We start from the raw sequence: 12770 nt of genomic DNA, 5'->3' as shown, positions 1-12770 counted from the left end.
GAAGAGGCAGGCGCCGCCCGGCGGACGGGGAAAGCGGACGGGGAAAGCGGACGGGGAAAGCGGACGGGGAAAGCGGTAGCCACCGTCTCCGTGAGCCAATGTCCGACAAGTCGGGCTAATCGGTAATTCCGGTTAGGCTCTCGATATGAGCTGGCTCCGGGCGCTGAAGGAGACCGCCCGCTCGGGGCTGTCGATCGAGCGACGACGTCTCGAACCGCTCATCGCGATCCGCGGTGCGGCCGGTCTCGCTCTCGTCCTCGGGATCAGCCTCGCGTTCTTCGGGCCCGCGGTCGCCGCGAGTTCCGCGTTCGGCGCGTTCCACGCGGCCATTGCCACCTTCCAGCGCACCTGGCGCCCCCGGCCGGTCCTCGCCCTGGTCTCCGGGGCGAGCCTCGCCGTATCGACGTTCCTCGGCTATCTCACCGGCTCCCGGCTGCCGCTGTTCCTCGCCTTGCTGGTGCTCTGGACGTTCGTCGCGGGCCTGGCCTGGGCGGCGGGGCCGACCGCCGGCATCATCGCGGCGTCGAACGTGGCGATCATGCTGGTCACGGTCACCCTGCCCACTTCCGTCGCCAACTCGGCCGTGCACGCCGCGATGATCCTGTTCGGCGGAGTGGTGCAGGCGGCGCTGATCGTCCTGTTCCCGGTACGGAGATGGGGCGCCCAGCGCGACGCGCTGGCCGACGCGCTGGCCGCCGAGGCCGACTACGCCCGCCGGCTGCGCCACGACCCGGTCGCACTCTTCGACCCGGTACCGCTGATGACGGCCCGCAGCGCGGCCGCGGTCACCCCGCGCCAGGCCCGCCGCCGGCCGCCCGAGCTGCGGGGCTCCCGAAGGATCGCCGAACGGATCAGACCGGTGCTTGCCTCGCTCGCCGACCCGTCGCTGCTGGTGCCGTCCGAAGGGCCGGAGCGGGCACGGGTCCGTGAGCTGCTCGCCGCCGCCGGATCGGTGCTCGACTCGGCGGCCCGCGCGATCCGGCACGGCGACCCGGTCGAGCTGTCCCCGTCCGCCGTGGCCACGCTGAAGACCCCGGACACCGGCACGCTCCTCACCGGCCCGCCGCTGCGCGCCGCCGACCGGCTCGGCGCGCTGCTCTCCGACGTCATCGAGACGGCCGAGGGCGAGGGGACGAAGGAGCAGGACGCCAGGGCCGCCGAGGCCGCCGAAACCATCAAGGCCACCGCGGACGGGACACCCGCCGCCCCGCACCGCCGCCGCCCCACCCTGCTGCGGCTGGTCCCCGTCATCGCGAAGGCGATGCGCGCGGAACTGCGCCCGGGGTCACCGATCCTGCGGCACGCCGTCCGGGTGTCCGTCGTCGCGGCCGTCGGCTATCTCATCGGCACCGCGCTGCCGTTCGGCCACGGCTACTGGGCGCCCATGGCGGCGGTGATGGTGATGCGGCCGGAGTTCTCCAAGACGTACGGGCGTTCCGTGGCCCGCTTCGGCGGCACGATCGTCGGCGTCTCGCTCGCCACCGCGATCGTCCAGACCACCCACCCCGGTGTGACCCTGGCCGCGGTGCTCTCCGTGCTCTGCGCCCTGCTGATGTATCTGCTGATGCGCACCGGGTACGTGGTCGGGCAGGCCTGCGTCTCGGCGTATGTCGTCTTCCTGCTCGGCATGGCGGGCGGCAACTGGTCGCAGACCGTGCTCGAACGCGTCGTCCTCACCCTCGTCGGCGGCCTCCTCGCGATGATCTCGTACGCCGCTTACCCGGCCTGGGAGACCCCGCGGCTTCGCGGCAGGCTCGGAGACTGGCTGAAGGCGGACGGGCGGTACGCCGCCTCGGTCGTCGATCAGTACGCCGACCCGGCCGAGCGCGGCCACGACGACGTGCGTTCCGCGCTGCTCCACACCCGCGAGGCCCGTGTCGCCTGGCAGGAGGCGCTGGCCACCGCCCAGCACGAACCGGTGCGCAACCGCGGCCTCTCCCGCGCCGCCGCCGACGACACCCAGCACGCCCTCGCGCAGTTCGGCCGGGTCGCGATGCTGCTGGAGGCCCACCTTCCGTGCGGCGGCGCCACCCCCGTGCCGGCCGCCGCGCGCCTGGCCGAGGCGCTGCGCCGGGCCACCGAACAGGGCGCGAAGGAGGTGCGGGAGCGGCGCGTACCGGACTGGGCGGAGGTGCGGGAGGCGCTGGCGCAGTGGGATGCGCGGCAGCAGACGGACGCGGGGGAGGCGGCCCCGTTCGTACGGAACGGGGTCGGCCTCCTCCTCGAAGCCCTGGACGAATTCTCCCGCGGCCTGGACGGCACGCCGAAACCGAAACCGAAACCGAAGCCGGGTCCGAAGCCGGGTCCTAACCCGAACCCGAACCCGAACCCGAACCCGAACCCGAACCCGAACCCGAACCCTCCCTCGAACCAGGCGAATTGAGGACTGAGCAACGAAAAGCGGCGCAGTCGGCCGTCAGGAGGCCGGCAGATCCGGCAGCCCCGACGGGAGCGCTCCCGGGGCGGTCTTGGCCAGGGTGTCCTTCGTGCCGCTGTCCCAGGACACGACGATGGTCTTGCCGTCGTTGGACTCGATGGCTCCGGTCGTGCGCCGGGTGTCGCCGTCGGCGCACTTCAGCGTCAGCATCACCTTGCCCGTGTCCTGCACGGTGCCGGTGCAGGCCTGCTGCTCGGTGACGAGCACGGCCTTCCCGGATGCGACGGACATGATCACCGCCTTGTCGTCGGTCTTCCCGGCCCAACCGCCTTCCAGCGCCGCGGTACCGGCCCCGGAATCGCCGCCCCCACCGCTGCTGCTGCCGCTGGCGCCGGGAGCCTGGCTGGACTTCGCGGCGTCGGCACCCTTGCCCGAGTCGCTCTTCTCGCTGTCACTGCTGCAGCCGGTCAGTGCGGCGGCGGTGACGAGTCCGGCGGCGACGACGACGCCGGTTCGTAGGACTTCGCGCATGTGGAATTCCCCCTGGTCGACGAAAGACCGCGCCAAGCTACCAGTGCGCGGCTCCGGGATGGAGGGCCCGACCCGGGGTAAACGCAGCGAGGTGGAGCCGAACAGACAACCCGTACGTCTATCTCTGCGTCCACAGCTGTAATCGCAGAGCTGTAATCACGAGAACACCCCGCGTGCACGTGCATCCGCTCATGCATCTGCTCATGCAGGGATATTTGAACAGAGCTATGATCCGAGACAGTTGACACTTGCACCTTGCAACTCGGGGAGCGTCCTGTGCACCACGTGTACAACGGCATGGCGGCCACAGAGCTTCGCGGAGTCGTCTGGCAGAAGAGCAGACACAGCAACTCCCAGGGATCCTGCGTGGAGTTCGCGAAACTGCCCGGCGGGGATGTGGCGATGCGGAATTCGCGCCACCCCGACGGGCCGGCCCTGGTCTATACGCCGGCCGAGATAGAGGCGCTGTTGCTCGGGGTGAAGGACGGGGAGTTCGACCACCTCATAGCGGGCGGCTGACCGCATCCCACGGGCCGGCATCCGGCGACCGGCCGGCCCATCGCCCGCCGCCCATCGCCCGCCGCCCATCGCCCGCTGCCCGCCGCTCACCGTCGGGCAGCGCGGATCACACCGTGTCGGACAGCCGGAACAGTGCCCAGACCACCTTGCCGCGCGGTGCCGCCATGCTGTCCGGGCCCTCCGTCCCCATGACGGGGGTGGGATGCCAGCCCCAGGAGTCGCTGAAGGATTCCACCAGGAAGAGGCCCCGGCCCGACTCCGCGGAGTCGGGAGCCTCGGAGGCGATGGGGCTCTTGCGACTGGGGTCGCGCACGGCGCACACCAGGCGCGAGCTCCAGCGCATCAAGTGCAGCCGTACGGGCGGTATCTGAGGATCCGGCGCCAAGTCGGCGGACAAGGCGTGCCGCAGGGCGTTGGTGACGAGTTCGGAGACGACGAGTGCGACATCGTCGAAACGCTCGTCCAGACCCCATCCGTTCAGCGTCGTCCTGGTGAACCTCCGCGCCCCGCCCACGGCTTCGTACTGGGCGGGCAATGTGCAGGTCGCCGATCCGGAGACGGCCGAGGTATCGATGGGGGGAAGCCCCTGCCGTAACGGCTCGAGCATCGTCGATCCATTCGTCCCCATGCGAGGCACTCCCGGGATTCGCGGCTGTATCGGCACTACGGGTACAGCGGCACAACACGAACGAGCACGCAGGTGCGCGAGGGCCATGGTTCCGAATGCGCAGGGCAGATGCAAGGGCAGATGCACGTGCACGCGCCGGACCTGTCCGAACCCGTGCCGGTTCTTGGTCATTTCTTCCGGCGGGTGTTTTCGTAGCTTTGCGGGAGTCTTCTCATTTCCGTAATCGAACGAGTACGGGCTGAAGCGTTTTGATGGCAGAATCCGGCACTTGGGGTTCAGGGGGAGCCCCGGTGTCCAGGAAGCGATGGGGAGGACCGGACCAGTGGCGGCAGGCGAGTCGAGTGGATCTGTGGTGCGGCGCATCCTGCTGGGCTCGCAGCTCAGGCGGCTGCGCGACTCACGCGGTATCACCCGTGAGGCGGCCGGCTACTCCATCCGGGCTTCCGAATCGAAGATCAGCCGCATGGAGTTGGGACGGGTGAGCTTCAAGGCCAGGGACGTCGAGGACCTGCTCACGCTCTACGGTGTCACGGACGATGCGGAGCGCGACGCCCTGCTCGGCCTCGCCCGCGAGGCCAATGTGGCGGGCTGGTGGCACAGTTACGGAGACGTACTGCCCGGATGGTTCCAGACGTACATCGGTCTGGAGGGCGCGGCATCGCTCATCCGGGTGTACGAAGTCCAGTTCGTACACGGTCTGTTGCAGACCGAGTCCTACGCGCACGCGGTCGTCACCCGGGGCATGGGTGACGCACCCGCCGCCGAGATCGACCGCCGTGTGGCGCTGCGGCTGGAGCGGCAGAAGGCTCTCGTCTCCGAACGCGCACCCCAATTCCACGCCGTGCTGGACGAGGCGGCGCTGCGCCGGCCGTACGGCGACCGCGACGTCATGCGTGGGCAACTGCGGCATCTGATCGAGATGTCCGAGCAGCCCAACATCACTCTTCAAGTGATGCCCTTCAGTTTCGGCGGGCATGCCGGCGAGAGCGGTTCTTTTACGATGCTCCGATTCCCGGAATCCGATCTGTCGGACATTGTCTACTTGGAGCAGCTGACAAGTGCGCTCTATCTGGACAAGGCCGAAGAAGTCGCTCAGTACGAAAAGGCCATGAAGCGACTTCACCAGGACAGCCCTGGTCCGGAGGAGAGCCGCGATCTGCTCCGTGGTCTGCTCCAACTGACGTGATTCATCAGTACGATGACGGATCGACGGAAGTCTGCACCTGAGTTAAGGGATCGCATGTCCTTCTTCTGCGAGCTGGCCGACCAGTACATCGACGGTGAGTGGCGGACCGGAACCGGCTCGTGGGACATCATCGATTTCAATCCCTACAACGGGGAGAAACTCGCCGCGATCACCATCGCGACCGAGCAGGAGGTCGATCTGGCCTACCGCGCTGCCGAACGCGCCCAGCGGTCCTGGGCCACCACCGGCCCGTACCAACGCCGTGGTGTTCTGGAACGGGCCCTGCGCATCACCGAGGAACTGCACGACGGCATCGTCGAGGCGATCGTCGATGAACTGGGCGGCACCCGCCTCAAGGCGGAGTACGAGGTCCGGGTCGCCAAGGAATTCCTGCGCGACGCGATCCAGCGGGCGCTGCTTCCCGTGGGCCGCGTCCTGCCCTCCGCGGTGGACGGCAAGGAGAACCGTGTCCAACGGCAGCCCGTCGGCGTCATAGGGGTGATAAGCCCCTTCAACTTCCCCTTCCTGGTGACGATGAAGTCGGTCGCACCGGCCCTCGCGCTCGGCAACGCGGTCGTCGTCAAGCCCAACCAGAACGCCCCGGTCGTCGGCGGCGGACTGATCGCCAAGATCTTCGAGGACGCCGGGCTGCCCGCCGGACTGCTCAACATCGTGATCACCGATGTCGCGGAAATAGGGGACGCGTTCATCGAGCATCCCGTACCCAAGGTGATCTCCTTCGCGGGCACGGACCGGGTGGGCCGTCACGTCGGCGCGACGGCGGCCGGGCAATTCAAGCGGACGGTCCTCGAACTCAGCGGCAACAGCGCCCTGGTGGTGCTGGAGGACGCGGACATCGACTACGCGGTCGACGCGGCCGTCTTCAGCCGCTTTGTGTACCAGGGGCAGGTCTGCATGGCCGCCAACCGCATCCTGGTGGACCGCCGTGTGGAACGGGAGTTCACTGAGAAGTTCACCGCCAGGGTGGCCGCGCTGAGGACCGGCGACCCGCGCGACCCGGGGACCCAGATCGGCCCGGTCATCAACACCTTCCAGGCCGACGCCCTGACCGCCCTGGTCGACCAGGCGCTCGCCGAGGGGGCCACCGCGCTCGTACGGGGCCGGACCCGCGGCAACCTCGTGGAGCCGACCGTGCTCACCGGGCTCCCCGAGGGCTCCCCGTTGCTGTCCCAGGAGATATTCGGCCCGGTGGCGCTGCTGGTGCCGTTCGACGGCGAGGACGAAGCCGTACGGATCGCCAACGCCACCCCGTACGGGCTGAGCGGCGCCGTGCACACCCGAGGCGTCGAACGCGGAGTGCGGTTCGCGCGGCGCGTCGTCAGCGGGATGTTCCACGTCAACGACTCCACCGTCCAGGACGATCCGCTGGTGGCCTTCGGCGGCGAGAAGTCCTCCGGGATCGGCCGGCTGAACGGCGAGGCGACCGTGGGCGCCTTCACCACCCAGAAGTGGATCTCCATCCAGCACGGCCGGAGCGCGTTCCCTTTCTGACCTGACGCCTCCGCTGCCGGGTCTGCCGGAGTCGAACGGAAGCTGACCGCAAGGGTCCGTAACTTGGTCGGTGTCAGGAGAAATCGGCACGGACACAGGGCGGACACCATGGTCACTCACGTTCCCGCGGAAGCCACCGGCGACGAGCGCGGCGCGCTCCTCTCCTTCGTCGAGGCGCAGCGCGGCGCAATCCGGCGCTCGCTCATCGGTCTGACCGAGGAACAGGCGGCGAGCCGGCCCAGCGCCAGCGAGCTCTCGCTCTCCGGACTGCTCAAGCATGTCGCCGAGACCGAGCTGAACTGGCTGCGGATGGCCCAGCAGCAGCCGAACGGGGCCGCCCGCACCGAGGAGACCTGGGCGGACAGCTTCCGTCTCGTCGGCGACGAGACCGTGGGGCAGATGCTGGAGTTCTGGGACGGCGTCGCGGCCGAGGTCGAGAAGTTCATCCGCTCGGTGCCCGGCCTGGACGACACCTTCCCGCTGCCCGAAGCACCCTGGTTCCCGAAGGAGGGGCGGGTGTCGATGCGTTGGCTGCTGCTCCATCTCGTCGAGGAGCACGCCCGGCACGCCGGGCACGCCGACATCATCCGCGAGTCCCTGGACGGCCGCACCGCGTTCGAGCTGGTCGCCGAGGCGGCCCGCTACGCTGATCAAAGTTGAATAGAAGGGGTGCGTGACATGTCCGCGATCCGGCTGCTGGTCCTCTGCGCCGTGCGTCAGCACGGCCGGGCGCACGGCTATCAGGTCCGCAACGACCTGGAGTACTGGGGCGCCCACGAGTGGTCCAACGCCAAACCCGGGTCGATCTACCACGCGCTGAAACAGATGGCGAAGCAGGGGCTGCTGGTCCCCCACGAGACCGCCCCGAGCGCGGCGGGCGGCCCGCCCCGTACCGAGTACGAGATCACCGCGCGCGGCAACGAGGAGTACCTCGCGCTGCTGCGCGCGGCGCTGACCTCGTACGACCAGAAGCTGGACGTGCTCTCCGCGGGCCTCGGCGGCATCGTCGATCTGGAGCGGGCCGAGGTGATCGAGCTGCTGAAGAAGCGGGTGGCCGGTCTGGCGGTCTGGCGGGCCTCGGTCACCGACTACTACACGCCGGAGGCCGGGCCCGAATCGCTCGGCCACATCGGCGAGATCATGAACATGTGGGTCCACACGGCGGACGCCGGGGCGCAGTGGACGCGCGGGCTGATCGCCCGTATCGAGGGCGGGGCGTACACCTTCGCGGGGGAGGGCGAACCCTTCGTCGGCGTGCTCGCCGAGGGGCAGGAGAACCCGTACGCGACGGGTGTCCCGGATCCCGGCGACGACGAGTAATCCAGTGTGAGGAATGAAGGTGGCGGGGTTCACCTTCGAATCTGCTGGTCAAGTTTGACTACGGGAGGTGTGGGGGTTTTTGCCGATATCCACCACTGAGGTCCTACCCGGCCCTCAGTGGTGGAAGGACGTCGCCGCCTGCTTGTCGCGGCTCAACGGGTGCGACTGGCTGCGCAGCCCGGGCAGCAGCAGGCGCAGGTCCTCCAGCAGCAGATCGGCGAGGTCCGACGAGAAGCCGTTGCGGCAGACCACGCGCAGCACCGACAGGTCCTGACGGTTGGCGGGGAAGGTGTACGCGGGCACCCGCCAGCCCTGTTCGCGCAGCCGCCTCGACACGTCGAAGACGTCGTACGCCCGTACGTCCGGCGTGGTCGTCAGCGCGAAGACGGGCAGTTGGTCGCCCCGGGTGAGGAGCTGGAAGTCCCCGAGCGCCTCGATCCGCTCGGCCAGCCCGCGGGCCACGTCCCGGGACGTCTGCTGGACGGCCCGGTAGCCGTCCCGGCCCAGTCGCAGGAAGGTGTAGTACTGCGCCACCACCTGCGCTCCGGGCCGGGAGAAGTTCAGCGCGAAGGTCGGCATGTCGCCGCCCAGGTAGTTGACCCGGAAGACCAGCTCCTCGGGCAGTTCTGCGGGCGAGCGCCACAGCGCCCAGCCGACGCCCGGGTAGACCAGGCCGTACTTGTGCCCGGACGTGTTGATGGAGGAGACCCGGGGCAGCCGGAAGTCCCACACCAGGTCCTCGTCCAGGAACGGCGCCACCATCGCGCCGGACGCCCCGTCCACATGGACGGGGACGTCGAGGCCGGTGCGCCCCTGGAGAGCGTCCAGGGCCGCGCAGAGCTCCGCGATCGGCTCGTACGAACCGTCGAAGGTGGAGCCGAGAATGCCGACCACGCCGATGGTGTTGTCGTCGCAGAGATCGGCCGCGGCCTGCGGGTCGAGATGGAAGCGGTCGCCCTCCATCGGGACCAGCCGGGGCTCGACCTCCCAGAAGTTGCAGAACTTGTCCCAGCAGACCTGCACATTGATGCCCATGACCAGATTCGGCCGGGCGCTCGCCGGGTAGCGATCGGCGTTCCTGGCCGCCCAACGGCGTTTCAGTGCCAGTCCGGCGAGCATGCAGGCCTCGCTGGAGCCGGTCGTCGAACAGCCCACGACGGTCGCGGGATCGGGGGCGTTCCAGAGATCGGCGAGCATCGCCACACAGCGCCGTTCGAGCTCGGCGGTGCGCGGGTACTCGTCCTTGTCGATCATGTTCTTGTCGCGGCACTCGCCCATCAGCGCCCCGGCCTGGGGCTCCATCCAGGTGGTGACGAAGGTGGCGAGGTTGAGCCGCGCGTTGCCGTCGAGCATCAGCTCGTCATGGACGAGGCCGTACGCGGTCGAGGGCGGCATCGGCCCGTCGGGCAGCCGGTGCCGGGGCGGCGCAAACTCCATGCCGGCGATCGGGTCGGCCTCCCCGAAGAACGGGTTGAGGGCGAGCCTTCGGCGTTTCGCGGACGGTTCCGTACCGTGCGGCGAACCCTTGTGCAGAGGCATCGGCGGACAGCCCTTCCCGGCTCTCGGCGGGCCTCGTGACCCGCGACGGTCCTGTGGGTGTGCGGTGCTGCTGGCGCGGGGTGCCGCGGTCAGCTTCCTGGCCGGTCCGGCCCGGGACCGGCGGAGGGGCTCTCGGCGGCGAGGCCGTCCTTGATGGCCCGGGCGAACCTGACGACGCGTTCGGCCTGGACCCGGGCGGCGGTCAGGGTCTGCACACCGACCGGGATGTCGCCCTGGCCCGCCACGTGCGAGGTGCCGTACGGATTGCCGTCGACGAACTTCGACGGATCCGTGTAACCGGGGGCGACCAGGATGCCGCCGAAGTGGTGGACCGTGTGGTAGAGCGCGAGCAGCGTGGACTCCTGGCCGCCGTGCGTGGTGCTGGTGGAGGTGAAGCCGCTGTAGACCTTGTCCGCCAGGCGGCCCGCCTGCCAGAGGCCGCCGAGGGTGTCGATGAACTGCTTGAGCTGGGAGGTGACATTGCCGAACCGGGTCGGCGTACCGAAGATCACGGCGTCCGCCCAGATCATGTCGTCGGGCGAGGCCTCGGCGATGTCCGCGGTCGCCTTCGCGTTGGCGGCCCAGGCCGGGTTGGAGTCGATGGCCGCCTGCGGGGCGAGCTCGCGCGCCTTGCGCAGCCGTACCTCCGCACCGGCCTTCTCGGAATCCTGCGCGATGGCCCTGGCCATCGCGGCGACGGTGCCGGTCGACGAGTAGTAGATGACGGCTACGTTGACGGGCGTGGGCATGGCGGAAACCTCCGGCGGCGCCTTACGGGATGTATCCATGTGTATCCATACGGATCTGACGATACGGAAGAAGGGGGCGCCCGGCGCGTCGAGCGGCGGCGCGGGATGACGGCTCGGGACGCTGTTCCGGGCCACGGCTCCCGGCTACGACTCCGGGGCATGGCTCCGGGGCGGGCTCACCTCAGCGGCGTGCCGTCCTCGTGCAGTTGCATCTGGGGCCGCCCGGTCACGAGCAGCCAGGCCGGCAGCGAGGCGACGCACAGGATCGGGAGCATGGCCGCGTCGCCGACCAGCACCGCCGCGGTGAACAGGCTCAGCCAGCCCTGCCGGGTGATGGCCAGCAGAATTCCCAGCACCGCACAGGTCACCGCGAGCGCCACCGGCACCGACGGGACCAGGGCATGGGCACAGAGCCCCAGTGCGACCCCCACGAAGACGGCGGGGAAGATCCGGCCGCCCCGGAAGCCGCAGACCGCCGCGACCAGCAGCGCGGCCGTCTTCACCACGGCCATGACCGCGAACTGCCCGGCCGACCAACCGCTCGGATCGACGGCGAGCTCCTTCACCTCGTCGAGCCCCTTGAACAGGGTGAGGTGACCGCCCAGTGCGCCCAGCAGCCCCAGCATCAGCCCGCCGAGGGTCAGTGCCAGGACCGGGTGTCCCAGGGCCTGGAAGAACCGGTGCGCGTACGGGAAGGCGTACACCGCCAGCAGGCCCAGCACCGCACCCGCCAGGGCGATGACGACCGAGGAGAGCAGGTCGCCCCAGTGCGGGCGGGTATAGGCGGGCAGCGACAGGTCGAAGCTGGGATGGGCCAGCAGCGTCATGGTGAGCGCACCGGCGGTGCCCGCCGCGAGCGGGCCGAACAGCCGGTCCCAGAGCGCACCCGGTCCGGCGCGGGAGGCGAGGGTCTCGGAGAGGATCAGCGCGGCGGCGACCGGGGTGCCGAACAGCGCGCCGATGGTGCCGGCCGCAGCCAGGGAGATCCACAGTTCCGCCGTCGTGCCCGGCGCGAACCGGCGGCCGAGCCAGTACGCCAGCGCGATGTTGGCGGCCGTGATCGGATTCTCCGGACCGAGACTGACCCCGCTCGCCAGGGTGAGGGCGGTGACGAGCAGCAGCCCGGGAACCACGCCCGGCGCGAGCGGCGGGTCGACCAGCCCGGTGGTCGCCGGATCGGGACCGGCATGGCCCGGCACCACCCGGATGAGCACCCCGATCATTAGCCCGCTCGCGGTGAGCGTCACGATCATCCAGAGGCTGGAGTAGCGGCCGATGGAGAGGGCGTCGGGGAGCGTTCCCCAGAGGACGTCCTGCAGCTTCTCCGCGAGCAGGCTGACGCCGAGCAGGATGAGCGCCGAGGCGACCCCGACGGCCAGGGCGGGCACGATGACGGGCAGCAGCCGTTGCGCGGGGGTGGGCTCGGGAGCGGTTCCGGTCGGGGCCGGAGAATCTGTGGCCATCGGCTCACCCTATAGACGCAAAAGCCGCATAACGCCTCGAATGGCGCCGGGGCGAGTGGCGTCTCGGGCTTGCACCTCACGTCGCGTCAGGACTCAGGCTCGGTATGTACCGAGAACGGAGAAGGGAGCGGGGAGTCGTGGACTACTCCGTGGGACAGGTCGCCGGATTCGCCGGGGTCACGGTGCGCACCCTGCATCACTACGACGGCATCGGGCTGCTGTCGCCCGGCGGGCGCAGCCACGCGGGCCACCGCCGCTACGACGACGCCGACCTCGACCGGCTGCAGCAGATCCTGTTCTACCGGGAGCTCGGCTTCCCGCTCGACGAGATCGCGGTACTGCTCGACAACCCGGCCGCGGACCCGCAGGAGCACCTGCGCCGCCAGTACCGGCTGCTGACCGGCCGGATCGGCGAGCTCCGGAAGATGGCAGCCGCCGTCGAGACAGCCATGGAGGCACGGAAGATGGGCATCAACCTCACGCCCGAGGAGAAGTTCGAGGTGTTCGGGGGCAAGGACCCGGAGGAGCATGCCGAGGAGGCCGAACGCCGCTGGGGCGGCACCGCTGCCTACGCCGAGTCGCAGCGCCGGGCCGCCCGCTACACCAAGGAGGACTGGAAGCGGATGCAGGCGGAGGTCGCCGACTGGAGCGCCGCCTACGTCGATCTGATGGAGGACGGCGAACCCGCCACCGGCGAGCGGGCGATGGACCTGGCCGAGGCGCACCGGCTCCACATCACCGGGTGGTTCTACGAGTGCACCCCCGAGATCCACCGGGGGCTCGGCGAGATGTACGTGTCCGACCCGCGGTTTCGCGCGTACTACGAGTCGATGCGGCCGGGCCTGGCCGACCATCTGAGGGCAGCGATCGACGCCAACGCGGAGCGCCTCTCGTAACGCGTGCCGCACGGCCGGTACGGGAGCGGGTGTCCTTGCCCCGTACCGGC

12 protein-coding genes are annotated in these 12770 nt (G+C 69.8%); 7 read left to right on the top strand and 5 right to left on the bottom strand.

Translation table 11 applies throughout. The features are described 5' to 3' along the window. Window positions 1–145: 145 nt before the first annotated feature. On the top strand, window positions 146–2383 hold the full coding sequence (locus OG306_RS16925) for an FUSC family protein (protein WP_371665425.1): 2238 nt from the start codon (window positions 146–148) through the stop codon (window positions 2381–2383). A 33-nt stretch (window positions 2384–2416) separates the two neighbouring features. Here OG306_RS16925 and OG306_RS16920 read toward each other — a convergent pair whose 3' ends face one another. After that, window positions 2417–2908, bottom strand: a complete 492-nt coding sequence (locus tag OG306_RS16920) for a hypothetical protein (protein WP_266746996.1) — start codon at window positions 2906–2908, stop codon at window positions 2417–2419. A gap of 276 nt (window positions 2909–3184) precedes the next feature. Between OG306_RS16920 and OG306_RS16915 the strand changes: the two genes are divergently transcribed. Next, entirely contained in the window at window positions 3185–3427 is a 243-nt protein-coding gene (locus tag OG306_RS16915) for a DUF397 domain-containing protein (protein WP_266746995.1), read from the top strand. Window positions 3428–3533: 106 nt separating this feature from the next. On the opposite strand, the gene OG306_RS16910 is transcribed toward OG306_RS16915, so the two are convergent. Further along, the gene (locus OG306_RS16910; RefSeq protein WP_266906240.1) at window positions 3534–4034 is read right to left on the bottom strand and encodes an ATP-binding protein; all 501 of its coding nucleotides are present in this window, start codon (window positions 4032–4034) and stop codon (window positions 3534–3536) included. Between the two features lie 325 nt (window positions 4035–4359). Here OG306_RS16910 and OG306_RS16905 point away from each other — a divergent pair, with 325 nt between their 5' ends. From OG306_RS16905 to OG306_RS16890, 4 genes are all read left to right on the top strand, one after another. Then, on the top strand, window positions 4360–5241 hold the full coding sequence (locus OG306_RS16905) for a helix-turn-helix domain-containing protein (RefSeq protein WP_266906242.1): 882 nt from the start codon (window positions 4360–4362) through the stop codon (window positions 5239–5241). 54 nt (window positions 5242–5295) lie between these two features. Beyond that, window positions 5296–6753, top strand: a complete 1458-nt coding sequence (locus OG306_RS16900) for an aldehyde dehydrogenase family protein (protein WP_266746992.1) — start codon at window positions 5296–5298, stop codon at window positions 6751–6753. Between the two features lie 108 nt (window positions 6754–6861). Next, the gene (locus OG306_RS16895; RefSeq protein WP_266906244.1) at window positions 6862–7413 is read left to right on the top strand and encodes a DinB family protein; all 552 of its coding nucleotides are present in this window, start codon (window positions 6862–6864) and stop codon (window positions 7411–7413) included. An 18-nt stretch (window positions 7414–7431) separates the two neighbouring features. Then, window positions 7432–8073: a PadR family transcriptional regulator gene (locus tag OG306_RS16890; protein ID WP_266746990.1), complete on the top strand. Its 642-nt coding sequence runs from the start codon at window positions 7432–7434 to the stop codon at window positions 8071–8073. A 114-nt stretch (window positions 8074–8187) separates the two neighbouring features. Here OG306_RS16890 and OG306_RS16885 read toward each other — a convergent pair whose 3' ends face one another. The 3 genes from OG306_RS16885 to OG306_RS16875 form a co-directional block, all read right to left on the bottom strand. Then, on the bottom strand, window positions 8188–9612 hold the full coding sequence (locus OG306_RS16885; RefSeq protein WP_266906246.1) for a glutamate decarboxylase: 1425 nt from the start codon (window positions 9610–9612) through the stop codon (window positions 8188–8190). 89 nt (window positions 9613–9701) lie between these two features. Next, window positions 9702–10361 carry an NAD(P)H:quinone oxidoreductase gene (gene wrbA, locus OG306_RS16880; RefSeq protein WP_266746988.1) on the bottom strand — a complete coding sequence of 220 codons (660 nt, stop codon included), beginning with the start codon at window positions 10359–10361 and terminating at the stop codon, window positions 9702–9704. Window positions 10362–10537: 176 nt separating this feature from the next. Next, entirely contained in the window at window positions 10538–11824 is a 1287-nt protein-coding gene (locus OG306_RS16875) for an ion channel protein (protein WP_266906248.1), read from the bottom strand. 137 nt (window positions 11825–11961) lie between these two features. Between OG306_RS16875 and OG306_RS16870 the strand changes: the two genes are divergently transcribed. After that, window positions 11962–12720 carry a MerR family transcriptional regulator gene (locus OG306_RS16870; protein ID WP_266746986.1) on the top strand — a complete coding sequence of 253 codons (759 nt, stop codon included), beginning with the start codon at window positions 11962–11964 and terminating at the stop codon, window positions 12718–12720. Window positions 12721–12770: the final 50 nt, after the last annotated feature.

It is taken from the genome of Streptomyces sp. NBC_01241 (assembly GCF_041435435.1).
Taxonomy (GTDB): domain Bacteria; phylum Actinomycetota; class Actinomycetes; order Streptomycetales; family Streptomycetaceae; genus Streptomyces.
This window is presented reverse-complemented; position numbering and strand designations above follow the sequence as displayed.

What these genes read in the sequence shown, in the direction of transcription:
- OG306_RS16895 (WP_266906244.1), top strand. Translation starts at nt 6,862, where the DNA reads ATGGTCACTCACGTTCCCGCGGAAGCCACCGGCGACGAGCGCGGCGCG.
- wrbA (WP_266746988.1), bottom strand. Translation starts at nt 10,361, where the DNA reads ATGCCCACGCCCGTCAACGTAGCCGTCATCTACTACTCGTCGACCGGC.
- OG306_RS16905 (WP_266906242.1), top strand. Translation starts at nt 4,360, where the DNA reads ATGGGGAGGACCGGACCAGTGGCGGCAGGCGAGTCGAGTGGATCTGTG.
- OG306_RS16890 (WP_266746990.1), top strand. Translation starts at nt 7,432, where the DNA reads ATGTCCGCGATCCGGCTGCTGGTCCTCTGCGCCGTGCGTCAGCACGGC.
- OG306_RS16925 (WP_371665425.1), top strand. Translation starts at nt 146, where the DNA reads ATGAGCTGGCTCCGGGCGCTGAAGGAGACCGCCCGCTCGGGGCTGTCG.
- OG306_RS16875 (WP_266906248.1), bottom strand. Translation starts at nt 11,824, where the DNA reads ATGGCCACAGATTCTCCGGCCCCGACCGGAACCGCTCCCGAGCCCACC.
- OG306_RS16885 (WP_266906246.1), bottom strand. Translation starts at nt 9,612, where the DNA reads ATGCCTCTGCACAAGGGTTCGCCGCACGGTACGGAACCGTCCGCGAAA.
- OG306_RS16920 (WP_266746996.1), bottom strand. Translation starts at nt 2,908, where the DNA reads ATGCGCGAAGTCCTACGAACCGGCGTCGTCGTCGCCGCCGGACTCGTC.
- OG306_RS16900 (WP_266746992.1), top strand. Translation starts at nt 5,296, where the DNA reads ATGTCCTTCTTCTGCGAGCTGGCCGACCAGTACATCGACGGTGAGTGG.
- OG306_RS16910 (WP_266906240.1), bottom strand. Translation starts at nt 4,034, where the DNA reads ATGCTCGAGCCGTTACGGCAGGGGCTTCCCCCCATCGATACCTCGGCC.